This window comes from Cellulomonas soli (assembly GCF_013409305.1).
Lineage (GTDB): Bacteria > Actinomycetota > Actinomycetes > Actinomycetales > Cellulomonadaceae > Cellulomonas > Cellulomonas soli.
This window is the reverse complement of record NZ_JACBZJ010000001.1, coordinates 2,212,080-2,227,366: the sequence shown is the minus strand read 5'-3', so window position 1 is coordinate 2,227,366 and position 15,287 is coordinate 2,212,080. Positions and strand designations below refer to the sequence as shown.

Annotated in this window: 13 protein-coding genes; 9 read left to right on the top strand and 4 right to left on the bottom strand. The window is 73.5% G+C overall.

The window, feature by feature from the left end:
* Nucleotides 1-174 precede the first annotated feature (174 nt).
* Together BKA22_RS10340 and BKA22_RS10335 are read left to right on the top strand one after the other, a co-directional pair.
* Nucleotides 175-909 (top strand): response regulator transcription factor, encoded by a 735-nt coding sequence (locus BKA22_RS10340; RefSeq protein ID WP_146953640.1) that lies wholly within the window; start codon nt 175-177, stop codon nt 907-909.
* Nucleotides 906-2,537 carry a sensor histidine kinase gene (locus BKA22_RS10335; RefSeq protein ID WP_223203643.1) on the top strand — a complete coding sequence of 544 codons (1,632 nt, stop codon included), beginning with the start codon at nt 906-908 and terminating at the stop codon, nt 2,535-2,537. Before BKA22_RS10340 ends, BKA22_RS10335 begins: the two co-directional genes overlap by 4 nt.
* Before the next feature lie 55 nt (nt 2,538-2,592).
* Here BKA22_RS10335 and BKA22_RS20160 read toward each other — a convergent pair whose 3' ends face one another.
* Entirely contained in the window at nt 2,593-4,140 is a 1,548-nt protein-coding gene (locus BKA22_RS20160) for a hypothetical protein (protein ID WP_146953641.1), read from the bottom strand.
* A 166-nt stretch (nt 4,141-4,306) separates the two neighbouring features.
* Here BKA22_RS20160 and radA point away from each other — a divergent pair, with 166 nt between their 5' ends.
* Nucleotides 4,307-5,704: a DNA repair protein RadA gene (radA, locus tag BKA22_RS10325; protein WP_146953643.1), complete on the top strand. Its 1,398-nt coding sequence runs from the start codon at nt 4,307-4,309 to the stop codon at nt 5,702-5,704.
* Between the two features lie 70 nt (nt 5,705-5,774).
* Nucleotides 5,775-6,851, top strand: coding sequence for a DNA integrity scanning diadenylate cyclase DisA (gene disA / locus BKA22_RS10320; RefSeq protein ID WP_308463400.1), 1,077 nt, complete (start codon nt 5,775-5,777; stop codon nt 6,849-6,851).
* Between the two features lie 48 nt (nt 6,852-6,899).
* Here disA and BKA22_RS10315 read toward each other — a convergent pair whose 3' ends face one another.
* Complete coding sequence (locus BKA22_RS10315; RefSeq protein ID WP_146953647.1) at nt 6,900-7,520, bottom strand: hypothetical protein; 621 nt, start codon at nt 7,518-7,520, stop codon at nt 6,900-6,902.
* 117 nt (nt 7,521-7,637) lie between these two features.
* Between BKA22_RS10315 and BKA22_RS10310 the strand changes: the two genes are divergently transcribed.
* Together BKA22_RS10310 and BKA22_RS10305 are read left to right on the top strand one after the other, a co-directional pair.
* Entirely contained in the window at nt 7,638-8,603 is a 966-nt protein-coding gene (locus tag BKA22_RS10310; RefSeq protein ID WP_146953649.1) for an iron-sulfur binding domain-containing protein, read from the top strand.
* Between the two features lie 156 nt (nt 8,604-8,759).
* The gene (locus BKA22_RS10305) at nt 8,760-9,116 is read left to right on the top strand and encodes a cupin domain-containing protein (protein ID WP_146953651.1); all 357 of its coding nucleotides are present in this window, start codon (nt 8,760-8,762) and stop codon (nt 9,114-9,116) included.
* A 39-nt stretch (nt 9,117-9,155) separates the two neighbouring features.
* Here the strand turns inward: BKA22_RS10305 and BKA22_RS10300 are convergent, their stop codons facing one another.
* Entirely contained in the window at nt 9,156-9,698 is a 543-nt protein-coding gene (locus tag BKA22_RS10300) for an amino-acid N-acetyltransferase (protein ID WP_146953653.1), read from the bottom strand.
* Nucleotides 9,699-9,772: 74 nt separating this feature from the next.
* Entirely contained in the window at nt 9,773-10,759 is a 987-nt protein-coding gene (locus BKA22_RS10295) for a sugar-binding transcriptional regulator (protein ID WP_146953655.1), read from the bottom strand.
* Between the two features lie 285 nt (nt 10,760-11,044).
* Between BKA22_RS10295 and BKA22_RS10290 the strand changes: the two genes are divergently transcribed.
* From BKA22_RS10290 to glpK, 3 genes are all read left to right on the top strand, one after another.
* Nucleotides 11,045-12,802, top strand: a complete 1,758-nt coding sequence (locus BKA22_RS10290) for a glycerol-3-phosphate dehydrogenase/oxidase (RefSeq protein WP_146953656.1) — start codon at nt 11,045-11,047, stop codon at nt 12,800-12,802.
* Between the two features lie 187 nt (nt 12,803-12,989).
* Nucleotides 12,990-13,700, top strand: coding sequence for an MIP/aquaporin family protein (locus BKA22_RS10285; RefSeq protein WP_218867059.1), 711 nt, complete (start codon nt 12,990-12,992; stop codon nt 13,698-13,700).
* 53 nt (nt 13,701-13,753) lie between these two features.
* Complete coding sequence (glpK, locus tag BKA22_RS10280) at nt 13,754-15,277, top strand: glycerol kinase GlpK (RefSeq protein WP_146953658.1); 1,524 nt, start codon at nt 13,754-13,756, stop codon at nt 15,275-15,277.
* The last annotated feature ends 10 nt before the right edge of the window (nt 15,278-15,287 follow it).

Sequence of the window (15,287 nt, the reverse complement as noted above, 5' to 3'; positions counted from 1 at the left end):
GAGCGACGTCGCCCGCGCTCAGAGGACACTCGACCGGCGGCGCCTGTGACCGCCCTGGACGTGCGGGGCGCGGTCCCTGTGAGCATCGCCGCACCAGGGCGCCCGCACCCGGGCTCAGGTGATTCACAGGAACACTTCAGCGACACAACAGGTTCACAGCCGATGCTTGAGGACATGACGACGACGACCGCACGCCGACCGGACGTGCTCACCCGCCCCGACGGCTCCCCCGTCCGCGCCCTCGTGGTGGACGACGAGCCGACCCTCGCCGAGCTGCTCTCGACCGCACTGCGGTACGAGGGCTGGCAGGTCGACCACGCGCTGACCGGCCACGCCGCCGTCAAGCAGGCCAAGTCGCTCGACCCCGACGTCATCGTGCTCGACGTCATGCTCCCCGACCTGTCCGGCATCGACGTGCTGCGCCGCATCCGCGCGACCGACCCGCACGTGCCCGTCCTCTTCCTCACCGCCAAGGACGCCGTCGAGGACCGCATCGCCGGCCTCACCGCGGGCGGCGACGACTACGTCACCAAGCCGTTCAGCCTCGAGGAGGTCGTCGCCCGCCTGCGCGCCCTGCTGCGCCGCACGGGCGCCACCTCCGCACGCGAGGACTCCGTGATCGCGGTCGGCGACCTGCGTCTCGACGAGGACTCCCACGAGGTCTCCCGCGGAGGCGACGACATCCGCCTGACCGCCACCGAGTTCGAGCTGCTGCGCTACTTCATGCGCAACCCCAAGCGCGTGCTGTCCAAGGCGCAGATCCTCGACCGCGTCTGGCAGTACGACTTCGGCGGCCAGGCCAACATCGTCGAGCTCTACGTCTCCTACCTGCGCCGCAAGATCGACAAGGGCCGCGAGCCGATGCTGCACACCCTGCGCGGCGTGGGCTACGTCCTCAAGCCGGCGTGAGCACGGTCGTCGCACCCCGCTCGCGCGCGCACCCGTCCCGGTGGACGCTGCGCGCACGCCTGCTCGTCCTCGTCGTCGGGCTGATCGCGGTCGTCGCCGTGCTCATGGGCGTCGTCTCCGCGCTCGCGCTGCGCAGCTCCCTGGTCGCACAGCTCGACGAGCAGCTGACCCGCAGCGCGAGGCTCGCCCAGCACGCCCCGGACCGCGGCGCGGACGTGCCGTCGGACGGGACCTCCGACGGCACGTCCTCCGGCCCGAGCGACACCCCGTCCGGCCTGCCGACCTCGACCGACGGGCGGCTGCCGGACGGGCAGGCGGCCGGCACGATCAACGCCTTCACCGACGGCACCACCAGCACCGCCGGCTACATCGACGACAGCACCGGCGTCGCCACGTTCGTCGAGCTCGACGCCGAGGCGACCGACGCCCTCCTGGCCCTGCCCGCCGACGGGCGGGTGCACGACATCGCGATCGACGGCCTGGGCGACTACCGCGCCCTGGTCACGTCGAGCCGCGAGGGCTTCACCACGGTCACAGCCGTCCCCATGTCGACGGTGAGCGGCACCGTCAGCGACTACGTCGGCGTCGAGATCGTCGTGGCCGTCGTGGCCCTGCTCGTCGCGGGTGCGCTGGCCCTGCTCCTCCTGCGCCGCGAGCTGCGTCCGCTCGCCCGCGTCGCCGCGACCGCCACCCGCGTCGCCGAGCTGCCGCTCGACCGCGGCGAGGTCACCCTGGCCGAACGCGTCCCCGAGCGGGACACCGACCCGGCCACCGAGGTCGGGCAGGTCGGCTCCGCGCTCAACCGGATGCTCGGGCACATCGAGAACGCCCTGGCGGCCCGGCACGAGTCGGAGACCCAGGTCCGCCAGTTCGTCGCGGACGCGAGCCACGAGCTGCGCACCCCGCTCGCCTCCATCCGCGGGTACGCCGAGCTCGTCCGACGCTCGCCCGAGGAGCTGCCCGACGGCGCCCTGCAGGCGCTCGGCCGGGTCGAGTCCGAGTCGCTGCGGATGACCGCGCTCGTCGAGGACATGCTCCTGCTCGCGCGGCTCGACGCGGGTCGTCCGCTCGACTCCGAGCCCGTCGACCTGACCGGGCTGGCGATCGACGCCGTCGCCGACGCGCACGCCGCGGGGCCGGACCACACGTGGCGGCTCGACCTGCCGGGCGTCGAGGACTCCTGGGACGACGACACCGAGGCCGGTGAGGGCTCGGAGGAATGGGCGCTGTCCGACCTGGTCGTCTCCGGTCAGGAGGACCAGGCCGAGGACGTGGTCGTGCTCGGCGACGACCACCGGCTGCGCCAGGTGCTCGCCAACCTGCTCTCGAACGCCCGGGTGCACACCCCGCCGGGCACCACCGTCACCGTGCGGCCGCGCCGCGAGGGCGACCACGTCGTGCTGCAGGTCGCCGACGACGGCCCCGGGATCCCACCGGCGCTGCGCGACCGGCTGTTCCAGCGGTTCACCCGTGGCGACGCGTCACGCAACCGGGCCGCCGGGTCGACGGGTCTGGGACTGGCGATCGCGCACGCGGTCGTCACGGCGCACGGCGGCACCATCGCGGTCGACAGCAGCCCGGGGTCGACGGCGTTCACCGTCACCCTGCCGGCCGCTCCCGAGGCCTGAGCGTCGACGACCCCGGACCGGCACGACGCACGGTCCGGGGTCGTCGACGCGGGAGTCAGAGCGGGTATGCGGCGTACAGGTTGTCGATGTCCGCGGTCGGGCCGGTGATCTGGAACGCGCTCGTGCCGTTCCACCAGGCCGCCACCGACGTGCCGTCACCCTGGTCGACGATCAGGTAGGAGCCGACCGTCTCCCCGCCGACGAGCACGTCGCCGGAACGAGGTCCGGCCGTGCCCGCAGGCGTCCCGGAGGGTGTCTCGCTGGGACCGTCCGTCGGCTCCGCGGCGGGCTGGGCCGCGACGTCGCCGAGCGTCTCGATCATCTGCTGGGCGAACGCCGCCGACTCCTCGACGGTCTCCCACTGGCCGGCCTGCACCGTGACCTGCACTCCGGCACCGTCGTCGTAGGTGTCGGTGTAGGCCTCGAGCGCGCCGGCACCGACCCAGGCATCGTTCGATGCCGACGTCGTCAGCGCGTACTGCAGGAGCGTGGCGGGCAGAACGGTCGCGAACGGCGTCGTCGAGGCGCGCTCCGCGGCGGCGATCGTCGCGGTCGGGGTCGGCAGCACCACTGTGGACGCCACGGCCGGCGGCGGGGTGTCGTCACCGTTGCGCGAGGAGAGGATCCCGAAGGTCACCGCTCCCACCAGCAGCACGCCGGCCCCGGCCGCCACAGGAACCAGCCAGCGGGGTCGACCGCCGGACGAGGCGGCTCCGCCCGCGGCCGGAGGGCCGTCGGCAGGATCGCCCGGTTCCGCGGCGCCCGCGCCCTCCCCGGCCGCCGCGGCGAAGGCCGACCCCCGCACGGGGAACACCGGGGTCTCGGGTGCCGACGAAGGACGCACGACGGCGACCCCCAGGGTCGGTGCGGACGAGACGGGCGCGGTCGCCGGGTCGACGATCGCCCACCCCGACGTGAGCGTCGACTCGGCCGCAGGCCCGGGGGGCGTGGCGGAGGCCGGCGGGCCGGGCGGCGTGGCAGGGGCCGGCGGGCCGACGGGTGCGAACGCAGGTCCGGCAGCGACCCGCGCCGGCAGGGGCGTCCGGTCAGGGGCCTGCGCGACCGGCCGCAGGGCCGGAGCGGAGGCGTCCGCGAACGAACCCCCCGGGGCGCCTCCGACACCGGCAGGCGGCGGCCCGGCCACCACGGGTGGGGTCGCCGGGGCGCGGCTCGGCAGCGGTGCGAGCCCGGCCGGCCCGGCGCCGGGAGGGGCGGCCGCGGCGTGCGCCCCCGCGGGCGCCGAGCGGGTCGGCAGCGGCGGGACCGGTGCGGATGCCTCCGGACGGGTGTCCGCCACCTGACCCGCGAACGGGGCTGCGGGTGCCACGGGCGCCACGACGGGCGCCGACGGTGCCTGTACGGGGGCCACCGGGGGTGCCGCCGTGCGGGCCGTCGGTGCAGCGGGCTGACGCGCCGGCTTCGCGGGGCGCGCGCTCCACACGCCGCCCGCAGGCGCACCCGCCTGTGCGGCGGGCTGCGCGGTGGACGGAGCAGCGGACGGCGCGCTCTGCCCGGTCGGTGCCCACAGCGGCACCGCGGGTGCCGCGGCGACGTCCGCCGGCGGGGTCGGTTCGGCCTGCTCCGGCCGCCGGTCGTCGGTCATGTGGGCTCCCCTTGCGTGACACTCGGAACCGGCTGCGCCGGTCCCCGCAGCCTACCCAGCCGAGCGCCGTCGGCTCGGGACCGGGGTTCTGACGGCCCTCACGAGCCGCTCGCCCGCGGCGGAGCCCGTAGGCCGGCTGTCGGCGGTCGCGGCTACCGTGCGGGGCGTGACGACCACCAGCGTGCGACGCAGCGACCGCAGCAGCCGTCCGGCGTTCCGCTGCACGGAGTGCGGCTGGACCGCCGGCAAGTGGGTCGGTCGCTGCGGCGAGTGCCAGTCGTGGGGCTCGGTCGTCGAGGACACGGGCCCCGGGGGCGGTGCCCCGCGCACCACGGCGGTGGCACCGACGCGGGCGCCCGCCCGTCCGATCAGCGAGATCGACGTCGAGTCGGCACGCGCCCGACCGACGGGCGTCGACGAGCTCGACCGCGTGCTCGGCGGCGGGATCGTGCCCGGCGCCGTGGTCCTGCTCGCCGGCGAGCCGGGTGTCGGCAAGTCGACGCTGCTGCTGGACGTCGCCGCCCGTGCCGCTCGCACGGGCCGTCGCGTCCTGTACATCACGGGCGAGGAGTCCGCGGCCCAGGTCAGGCTGCGCGCCGAACGGATCTCGGCCCTCGACGACCGGCTCATGCTGGCGGACGAGACGGACCTGGCCACCGTCCTGGGGCACATCGAGCAGGTCGACCCGGACCTGCTGGTGCTCGACTCCGTGCAGACCATCGCCTCGTCCGCGGTCGAGGGCACCGCGGGCGGTGTCGCGCAGGTCCGTGAGGTGACCTCGGCCGTCATCCAGGCCGCCAAGTCGCGGGACCTGCCCGTCGTGCTGGTCGGCCACGTCACCAAGGACGGCTCGGTCGCCGGACCGCGCACGCTCGAGCACCTCGTCGACGTGGTCTGCCAGTTCGAGGGCGACCGGCACTCGCGCCTGCGGATGCTGCGCGCCACGAAGAACCGGTACGGCCCGACCGACGAGGTCGGCTGCTTCGACCTGTCCGAGTCGGGCATCGTCGGCCTGGCCGACCCGAGCGGCCTGTTCGTCTCGCGCAGCCAGCACCACGTCCCGGGCACCTGCGTGACCGTCACGCTCGAGGGCCGCCGTCCGCTCGCCACCGAGGTGCAGGCGCTGGTGGCGCCCAGTGCCGTCCCGAACCCGCGACGCACGACGAGCGGCGTCGACTCCAGCCGGGTCGCGATGGTGCTGGCGGTGCTGCAGCGTCGGGTCGGCGCCCGCCTCGCCGACCAGGACGTGTACGTCTCGACGGTCGGCGGCGCGCGGGTCGTCGAGCCCGCGGCGGACCTCGCGCTGGCCCTGGCCGCGATCAGCTCGCGGGAGAACGCCCCGATGCCGCCGGGCCTCGTCGCCGTCGGTGAGGTCGGGCTGGCCGGCGAGATCCGCACGGTCACGGGCGTGGGCCGGCGGCTGGCGGAGGCCGCGCGGCTCGGCTTCACGCACGCGATCGTCCCGGCCGGCGCGCTCGACGGCGCGACGCCTCCCGCCGGCCTGACGGTGCTGTTCGCGCACGACCTCGCGGAGGCCGTGGTCGCCGTCGGCATCGGTCGGTGAACGTGCAGGTCGCAACGCCTCCGGGCGGGTCGTCCGACCATTGCCGGGCAGGGCACGTACGATGCTGCGCGTGCCGCACCTGCACGCCACCGACGACCTGCTGAGGTCCACGCTCGCCGCTGTCGCCCCCGGCGGTGAGCTGCGCGACGGCCTGGAGCGGATCCTTCGGGGCCGCACGGGCGCCCTCATCGTGCTCGGTTTCGACAAGACGGTCGAGTCGATCTGCTCGGGCGGCTTCGTGCTCGACGTGGGCTTCTCCGCCACCCGCCTGCGCGAGCTGGCCAAGATGGACGGCGCCGTGGTCGTCGACCAGGACGTCAGCCGGATCGTGCGCGCGGCCGTGCAGCTGCTGCCCGACGCCACGATCGAGACGGCCGAGTCCGGCACCCGGCACCGCACGGCGGAGCGGGTCGCGAAGCAGACGGGCTTCCCGGTGATCTCGGTGTCCGCCTCGATGCGGATCATCGCGCTCTACGTCGGCGGTCAGCGGCACGTGCTCGAGGACTCGACCACGATCCTGTCGCGCGCGAACCAGGCGCTGGCGACCCTCGAGCGCTACAAGTCGCGCCTCGACGAGGTCAGCGGCACGCTGTCGGCCCTCGAGATCGAGGACCTGGTGACGGTCCGTGACGTCTCCGCGGTCGTGCAGCGGCTCGAGATGGTGCGTCGGATCTCCGAGGAGATCCAGGGCTACGTCGTCGAGCTGGGCACCGACGGTCGTCTGCTCACGCTCCAGCTGGACGAGCTCATCGGCGGGATCGGCTCCGACCGTGAGCTGGTCATCCGCGACTACCTCGACACCGTGCGACGCGACACCGACGCCGTGCTCGAGGCGCTGGCGGAGCTCGACGCGACCGAGCTGCTGGACCTGGCGCACATCGCGCGGGTGCTCGGCCTGCCCGGCGGCGGGGACGCTCTCGACGCGGCGGTCGGGCCGCGCGGCTACCGCCTGATGTCGAAGGTGCCGCGCCTGCCCGGCGCGATCGTCGAACGGCTCGTCGCGCACTTCGGGGGCCTGCAGAAGCTGCTCGCGGCTGGCATCGAGGACCTCATGGCGGTCGACGGGGTCGGAGAGCAGCGGGCCCGGGCGGTGCGCGAAGGACTCTCACGGCTCGCCGAGTCGAGCATCCTCGAGCGCTACGTCTGACCCTGCCGCGCCCCGCGGCACCCTCGCTGCGTGCAACGGGCCGGCGGATCAGCCGAGGCCGAAGACCGTGGCCTCCGACGTCGCACCCTGCACGGAGAGCGTCGCGGTGTAGGTGCCGTCACCCGGTGCGGGCAGGTCGGCGGGGCAGCCCTCGGCGGAGCGCGTCCGGTCCCAGCCGAGCTGCTGCTGGTGGCTCTTGCCCGCGTCGATCAGCAGCTCGTTGGTCGCGGCGTCGGCGGCAGCGCAGTCGCGTGACGACCAGATCCGGTCGGAGCCCGAGGTGATCAGCACCTCGCTCTGCGACGTCCCGGCGTCGACGAGGCACGGCGCCGTGCCGGTGTTGGTGATGGTGAGGTCGAAGGTGGGGTCGCTGCCCTCGGCGAACGTCGGTGCCGTGGCGGCGATCGTCACGGTGAGCCCGGCCGCCGGGCAGGTCGTGACACCCGAGCCCTCGTCACCGGCAGCGTCCGCGCCGGCGTCCTGCGCCGCCGCGGCGTCCGAGGCGGCGGGTGTGGACGCGGCGGGTGTCGCCTGGTCGTCTGCGCCGCCGCGACCGGCCACGAGCCACACGACGAGCCCGAGGACGAGCAGCGGGATGCCGAGGACGACGGCACGTCGAACCCAGTAGACGCGGGCCGGCAACGGCCCCTTCGGTCGCACGACGTTCATGCGGCCCCCTTCGGTCTGCTCCAGCGTCGGACGCCCAGCCACCCTACGTTCCCGGGCGCGCCCACGGCCGTCGACGCGCGGCTGCCTGTGGATGCCGGTCCGCCGCGTCGGGAGAGGATGGGCGTCGTGCTGCTCGACGACCCCCACCCGGCGCCCGACCGCGCCCCCGACCGCGCGCCCGCGGGTGCGCCGCCCGGGCCGCTCGTCGGACGGGTGCTGGACTGGTTCGACGTGCACGCGCGGGACCTGCCCTGGCGGGCACCCGACCGGACGCCGTGGGGCGTGCTGGTCAGCGAGGTCATGCTGCAGCAGACGCCGGTCGTGCGGGTGGTGCCCGCGTGGCACGCGTGGATGGCACGGTGGCCCGAGCCGGTCGACCTCGCGGACGCCTCGACGGCGGACGTCCTGCGGGCGTGGGACCGCCTGGGGTACCCGCGACGGGCGCTGCGGCTGCAGGCGTGCGCGCAGGCGGTCGTCGACCGGCACGGCGGCCGGGTTCCCGGGACCGAGGACGAGCTGCTGGCGCTGCCGGGGGTCGGTGCGTACACGGCGGCTGCGGTGGTGGCGTTCGCCTTCGGCGGCCGCTCGGTCGTGCTGGACACGAACGTGCGCCGGGTGCTCGCCAGGGCGGTCGACGGTGAGGCCCTGCCCTCCCCGACGCCGACGGTCGCGGAACGCGCCCGCGCCGAGGCGCTCGTCCCGCAGGATCCGGCGACGGCCGCGCGGTGGGCGGCGGCGTCGATGGAGCTCGGTGCGCTGGTGTGCACGGCCCGGTCGCCCCGGTGCGAGGAGTGCCCGGTGCTCGAGGCCTGCGCGTGGCAGCGGGCCGGTCGGCCGGACGACCGCCACGCCGCGCGCAGGCGCTCGCAGCCGTGGGCGGGTACCGACCGGCAGGTGCGCGGACGGGTCATGGCCCTGCTGCGCGAGGCGCTCGGCCCGGTGCCGTCCGAGGCCGTCGAGGCGGTGTGGCCGCAGGCCGGGCAGCTCTCCCGGTGCGTCGACGGGCTCATCGCCGACGGTCTGCTCGTGCGGGTGCCGGGCGCGGGTCCCGACGAGCCCGTGTCGTACGTCCTGCCGGACTGAACGCGACCACGGGGCGGCTGAGAACCGGCCGAGAACCGGTCGCGGACTGCCCGAGAACCGGTCGAGAACGGGCGTTCCCGGCACCGGGCTGTGCGCGCGCTCACATTCTTCGGCAAAGGACTCCCGGTCGCCTCGCGCGTGAGCGAAGATTCGCGCATGCGCCTGTACGAGCTCCCCCGCGGGGAGATCACCGCCTTCGGGTCCAGCGGTGTCGTCATGGACTTCCTGCCGCGTGCGCAGGACGGCAACGAGACCCGGGTGTCGATCGCGTACATCCGCCGGGGCGGGACCCTGGGCATGCATCCGGCGACGCTGCGCCAGGTGTTCTGCGTGCTGACGGGTGCGGGCGAGACGCAGATCTCGGGCGGTCCGCGGCGTGCGCTGCGGCCCGGCATGCTCGTCGTCTGGGAGCCGGGCGAGCTGCACCAGACGTGGGCGACGACGGACCTGACCGCGGTGGTCGTGGAGACGAACGGCAGCCTGGACCTGGACGAGCACTACCGCGAGCTCTGAGCGCGGGCGCGCGGGCCGGGCACGGCCGGCGGGCGCCTCTCAGCCCAGCTCGATGAGCATCCGCGTGTTGCCCAGCGTGTTCGGCTTCACGCGCGCCAGGTCGAGGAACTCCGCGACGCCGTCGTCGTGCGAGCGCAGCAGCTCGGCGTAGACCTCGGGTGTCACGGGCGTGCCCTCGATGGCGTGGAAGCCGTGCCGGACGAAGAAGTCGACCTCGAAGGTCAGGCAGAAGAGCCGCCGCAGCCCGAGCTCGCGTGCCCGTCCCATGAGGGCGTCGAGCAGCGCGTGCCCGACCCGGTGGTGCCGGTGCTCGGGGTCGACCGCGAGCGTGCGGATCTCGGCGAGGTCCTGCCACATGACGTGCAGGGCGCCGCAGCCCACGACGCGGCGCCCGTCCGGGGCGTCGGGGTCGGGCACGTCGGCGACGAGGAACTCCTGCACGGCCTCGTAGTACGCGACCCATTCCTTGGCGAGCAGGATGCGTCCGGTCGCGTAGGGCTCGACCAGGTCGTGGATGGCCCGGACGTCGGCCGGCAGCGCGGGCCGGATGCGCAGCGGCGGGACGGATGAGGCGGTGGTCACCCGACCACGGTACCGGCGCCGACCAGGCGTTCCGTGTGGCGTTCCGTACGGCCTTCCGTACGCCCCAGGCCCGGTCAGCGGCGCGGTCGGGGCCGCCGGTGGGTGGGTTCGACCGCGTCGAGAAGCTCGGTCGCGGTGACCTCGTCGACGACGAGGTCGGTGACGACCCCGGCACGCAGCGCGGCGAGCAGCGGCACCACCTTGTTGTCGCCGGCCACGACGCACAGCCGGCGAGGGATCCGCGCGAGCTCGGCCGGCGTGGGCCCGGTGGCGCGTTCGTTCAGGTGCACGTCCTGCCACGAGCCGTCCGCCCGGATGAACACGGTGCAGACGTCGCCGACGACCCCTTCGGCGTGCAGCAGCCGCACGTCGTCCTCGTCGAGGTAGCCGGCGGAGTACACGTGGCTGGGGACGGCGCCGGCGACGGCGCCGACGGAGAAGACCGCGATGTCGGCCCGGCGCTGCATGTCGAGCACCCGTTGCACGGACCGCTCGCGCCACATGGCCCGCTTGGTCTCCGGGTAGTCGAAGAACGCGGGCACGGAGAAGTGGTGCACGGCGGCGCCGAACGCGGAGCCGAAGCTGGAGATGAGGTCGCTGGCGTACTCGACCCCACTGGTGCGCATGTTGGCGGCGCCGTTGAGCTGGACGACGGTCGAACCTCGCGTGGGCTTGGGCGACAGGTACCGGGACACCGCGGCGAGCGTGGTGCCCCAGGCGACGCCGAGGACCATGTCGGAGTCGAACCACGAGCTGAGCAGACGTGCCGCGGTGATGGAGACCTGGTCGAGCCGGTCGATGTGGCTCGCGGAGTCCGGCACCGGGACGACGTACGCGTCGATGCCGTACGCAGCGGAGATGGTGCGGGCGAGGCCGGGGGCCCGGGTGCTGCCCGGGCGCAGGGTGATCTCGACGAGCCCGGTCTGCCGTGCACGCTTGATGAGCCGCGACACGGTGGAGCGCGACGTGCCGAGGTGGCGGGCGATGACCTCCATCTTGAGGTCCTGCAGGTAGTACATCGACGCTGCTCGCAGCACGTCCTGCTCACGTTCGACCGCCATGGCCGCCTCTCCCCCCTGTGTCCCGGACCGCCCCGGCCCGCGTCGCCGGCCGTCCGGGGGCACCTCCCTCGTGCACGTATGTGCACCCGGGTTGCGCGTTCGTTCGGCCCGTGATGACGATAACGGGCATGCCGTGCACCTGCGATCCGACGAGGACCGCACGATGGCCCGTCCGACCACGGACGACGGCCACCGGACACCACGCGTGGGCGGGCGAGAGCACACCTGACCAACCGGTGCACGCGTGAGCACTTCTGAGCACGGACGACCGGGGAGGACGACCACATGAGGACCGCACCACTGACGGTGCAGGCGCGCCGCGAGGCGCTCGACGCACTGCGGGCCAGCGCGAACCGCGGCAACGAGCTCGACGTCCTGGTGATCGGTGGTGGGGTGACGGGAGCAGGCATCGCGCTCGACGCCGTCTCCCGCGGCCTGTCGACCGCCGTCGTCGAGGGTCAGGACTGGGCCTCGGGCACGTCGAGCCGGTCGAGCAAGCTCGTGCACGGCGGCCTGCGCTACCTGCAGATGCTCGACTTCACCCTGGTCCGCGAGGCGCTCACCGAGCGCGACCTGCTGATCACCCGGCTGGCCCCGCACCTGGTCAAGCCCGTCTCGTTCCTGTACCCGCTGGAGAACCGCGTCTGGGAGCGGGCCTACGTCGGCGCGGGCGTCGCCCTGTACGACACGCTCGCCACCGTCTCCGGCACGCGGCGCGCGATGCCGTTGCACCGGCACCTGACCCGCAAGGGCATGGAGCGGCTCTTCCCCGACCTGCGGCACGACGCCGCGATCGGCGCGGTGCGCTACTGGGACGCGAGCGTCGACGACGCCCGCCTGGTCGAGACCCTCGTGCGCACGGCCGTCTCGTACGGCGCGCACGCCGCCTCGCGCACGCAGGTCGTCGACCTGCAGACCACGTCCGGGGGCGCTGTCACCGGAGCCGAGCTCGTCGACCTCGAATCGGGCGAGCACATCGACGTGCGCGCCCGCGCGGTCATCAACGCCACCGGGGTGTGGACCGAGCAGACCGAGGCCCTGGCCGGCACGGACGGCGGGCTGCGCGTGCTCGCCTCGAAGGGCATCCACATCGTCGTGCCGCGCAGCCGCATCGCCGGAGAGACCGGGCTGATCCTGCAGACCGAGAAGTCGGTGCTGTTCATCATCCCGTGGTCCCGCTACTGGGTCATCGGCACCACCGACACCCCGTGGGAGCAGGAGCTCACGCACCCCGTCGCGACCAGCGCCGACATCGAGTACGTCATCGACCACGCGAACTCGGTGCTGTCCCGGCCGATCAGCCGCGAGGACGTCATCGGGTCCTGGGCCGGGCTGCGGCCGCTGCTGCAGCCCGAGGTCAAGGCCGGCACGAGCTCGGCGAAGGTGTCCCGCGAGCACACGGTCGCCTCCCCCACCCCGGGCCTGACGGTGATCGCCGGCGGCAAGCTGACGACGTACCGGGTGATGGCCAAGGACGCCGTCGACTTCGCGATCGGGTCCCGGGCGACGAGCCTGCCCTCGATCACGCACGACCTGCCCCTGGTCGGCGCCGAGGGGCTCACGGTCTTCCAGCGTCAGTCCCGGGCCATCGGCGCGAAGTACGGCTGGGACCGTCCGCGCATGGACCACCTGCTGCACCGGTACGGCTCGCTGCTCGGCGAGCTCATCGACCTGGTCGACGCCGACCCCACCCTGGCGGCGCCGCTGCAGCACGCACCCGCGTACATCGGCGCGGAGGTCGTCTACGCGGCCAGCCACGAGGGTGCGCTGCACCTGGACGACGTGCTGATGCACCGCACCCGGCTCAACTACGAGCAGGCCGACCGTGGCGTCGGTGCGCTCGAGGAGATCGCCGACCTCGTCGCGCCCGTCCTCGGCTGGGACGAGCGCACGCGCAGCAAGGAGATCGAGGCCTACCGCGCCCGCGCCGAGGCGGAGGACGCAGCCGGGCTGGAGCCCGACGACGCGGCGGCCGAGCAGGTCAGGCTGCGTGCCGTCGACCTCGCCCCGTTGCAGCCGCTGGCAAAGCGCGAGAGCGTCTGAGGCGTACGGCGGCCGCGTCGTGCACCCTGCGACGCGGCCGGGCACCACCCGTCGGGCGCAGAGCCCGACCCCAGACCCCCGGTCCTCCGGACCGGGCGCACGTGACAACGACGTCCGTCAAGAAGTGGGGTAGGTCGTGGACACAATTCTCTCCCATGCGTTCGTCTCCGAGATCCTCGGCACCGGCATGCTCGTCCTGCTCGGTACCGGTGTGGTGGCGAACGTGATCCTGCCGAAGAACAAGGGGTTCGACGGCGGGTGGCTCCTCATCAACTTCGGATGGGGCATCGCCGTCTTCTCCGGCGTGTACGTGGCCTTCAGGTCCGGCGCGCACCTGAACCCCGCGGTGACGCTCGGACTCCTCGCGGCCGACTCGCCGTTCGCCACCCTCACCGGTCCGGAGGGCGTGGTCACCGCGACGATCGAACCGACGGTCAGCAACGCCTTCTGGTACATCCTCGCCCAGCTCATCGGCGCGTTCCTCGGCGCCGTTCTCTGCTTCCTGGCCTACAAGAAGCACTTCGACGAGGACGCCGACGGCGCCACCAAGCTGGCCGTCTTCTCGACCGGCCCGGCGATCCGCAGCTACGCGTGGAACTTCATCACTGAGGTCATCGGCACGTTCGTGCTGGTCTTCGTCATCCTCGTCTTCGGCAAGACGCCGTCGGGCCTCGGCCCGCTCGCGGTCGCGCTGCTCGTGGTCGGCATCGGTGCGAGCCTCGGTGGCCCGACCGGGTACGCCATCAACCCCGCACGTGACCTCGGCCCGCGCCTCGCGCACGCCCTCCTGCCGATCCGCGGCAAGGGCTCCAGCGACTGGGCGTACTCCTGGATCCCGGTCCTCGGCCCGATCGTCGGCGGCGTCCTCGCCGGCCTCGCGGGTGCCGCGTACGTCTGACCGGTGGCAGCGGCGCCACACCCCCACACCTCATGAGGAACGAGTGAGAGCACATGCCTGACACCCAGTACGTCCTGGCGATCGACCAGGGCACCACGAGTTCGCGCGCGATCATCTTCGACCACGGCGGCCAGATCGTCTCCGTCGGCCAGAAGGAGCACGAGCAGATCTTCCCCAGGCCCGGGTGGGTCGAGCACAACGCGACGGAGATCTGGGACAACACCCGTGCCGTCGTGGCCCTGGCGCTCGCGAACGCGAACATCACGCACCGGGACATCGCGGCGGTCGGCATCACGAACCAGCGCGAGACGGCCGTCGTGTGGGACCGCACGACCGGTGTGCCGGTCTACAACGCGATCGTCTGGCAGGACACCCGCACGCAGAAGATCGCCGAGGACCTCGGGGCGCTCGGCGGCGGGGCCGACCGCTACAAGGCGCGGGTCGGGCTGCCGCTGGCCACGTACTTCTCCGGCCCGAAGATCCGCTGGATCCTCGACAACGTCGAGGGTGCGCGCGAGAAGGCGGAGCGCGGTGACCTGGCGTTCGGCAACACCGACGCCTGGGTGCTGTGGAACATGACCGGAGGCGTCAACGGCGGCGTGCACGTCACCGACGTCACCAACGCCTCGCGCACGATGCTCATGAACCTCGACACGCTCTCCTGGAACGAGGAGATCGCGGCCGAGATGGGCATCCCGCTGTCGATGCTCCCGGAGATCCGCTCGTCGTCCGAGGTCTACGGCGAGGGCCGCACGGGCGGTCTGCTGCCGGGCGTGCCGATCGCGGGCATCCTCGGCGACCAGCAGGCGGCGACGTTCGGCCAGGCGTGCTTCGAGGTCGGCACGGCCAAGAACACGTACGGCACGGGCAACTTCATGCTGCTCAACACCGGCACGTCGCCGGTGCCGTCGAAGAACGGCCTGCTGACCACGGTCTGCTACAAGATCGGCAGCCAGCCGGCCGTGTACGCGCTCGAGGGGTCGATCGCGGTGACCGGGTCGCTCGTGCAGTGGCTGCGCGACAACCTCGGTCTCATCTCGTCGGCGCCGGAGATCGAGGCGCTCGCCAAGACGGTCGACGACAACGGCGGCGCGTACTTCGTGCCGGCGTTCTCGGGTCTGTTCGCCCCGTACTGGCGCTCGGACGCACGCGGTGCGCTCGTCGGGCTCACCCGATACGTCACCAAGGCGCACATCGCCCGGGCGGCCCTGGAGGCCACGGCCTTCCAGACGCGCGAGGTGCTCGACGCGATGAACGCCGACTCGGGCGTGGACCTGACCGAGCTCAAGGTCGACGGCGGCATGGTGCAGGACGAGCTGCTCATGCAGTTCCAGGCCGACATCCTCGGCGTGCCGGTCATCCGCCCGAAGGTCGCCGAGACGACCGCGCTGGGCGCGGCCTACGCGGCGGGCATCGCGGTCGGCTTCTGGTCGGGCGAGCAGGACGTCATCGACAACTGGGCCGAGGACAAGCGCTGGGAGCCGGACATCGACGACTCCGAGCGCGACCGCCAGTACCGGTTGTGGAAGAAGGCCGTGACGCGCACGTTCGACTGGGTCGACGAGGACGTGCACTGACCACGCAGCA

Bases quoted from the DNA above. Each gene is read 5' to 3' on its own strand.
- BKA22_RS10340 (WP_146953640.1), top strand. From the start codon at position 175: ATGACGACGACGACCGCACGCCGACCGGACGTGCTCACCCGCCCCGAC.
- BKA22_RS20160 (WP_146953641.1), bottom strand. From the start codon at position 4,140: ATGACCGACGACCGGCGGCCGGAGCAGGCCGAACCGACCCCGCCGGCG.
- BKA22_RS10315 (WP_146953647.1), bottom strand. From the start codon at position 7,520: ATGAACGTCGTGCGACCGAAGGGGCCGTTGCCGGCCCGCGTCTACTGG.
- BKA22_RS10310 (WP_146953649.1), top strand. From the start codon at position 7,638: ATGGGCGTCGTGCTGCTCGACGACCCCCACCCGGCGCCCGACCGCGCC.
- BKA22_RS10305 (WP_146953651.1), top strand. From the start codon at position 8,760: ATGCGCCTGTACGAGCTCCCCCGCGGGGAGATCACCGCCTTCGGGTCC.
- BKA22_RS10295 (WP_146953655.1), bottom strand. From the start codon at position 10,759: ATGGCGGTCGAACGTGAGCAGGACGTGCTGCGAGCAGCGTCGATGTAC.
- BKA22_RS10290 (WP_146953656.1), top strand. From the start codon at position 11,045: ATGAGGACCGCACCACTGACGGTGCAGGCGCGCCGCGAGGCGCTCGAC.
- BKA22_RS10285 (WP_218867059.1), top strand. From the start codon at position 12,990: ATGCTCGTCCTGCTCGGTACCGGTGTGGTGGCGAACGTGATCCTGCCG.
- glpK (WP_146953658.1), top strand. From the start codon at position 13,754: ATGCCTGACACCCAGTACGTCCTGGCGATCGACCAGGGCACCACGAGT.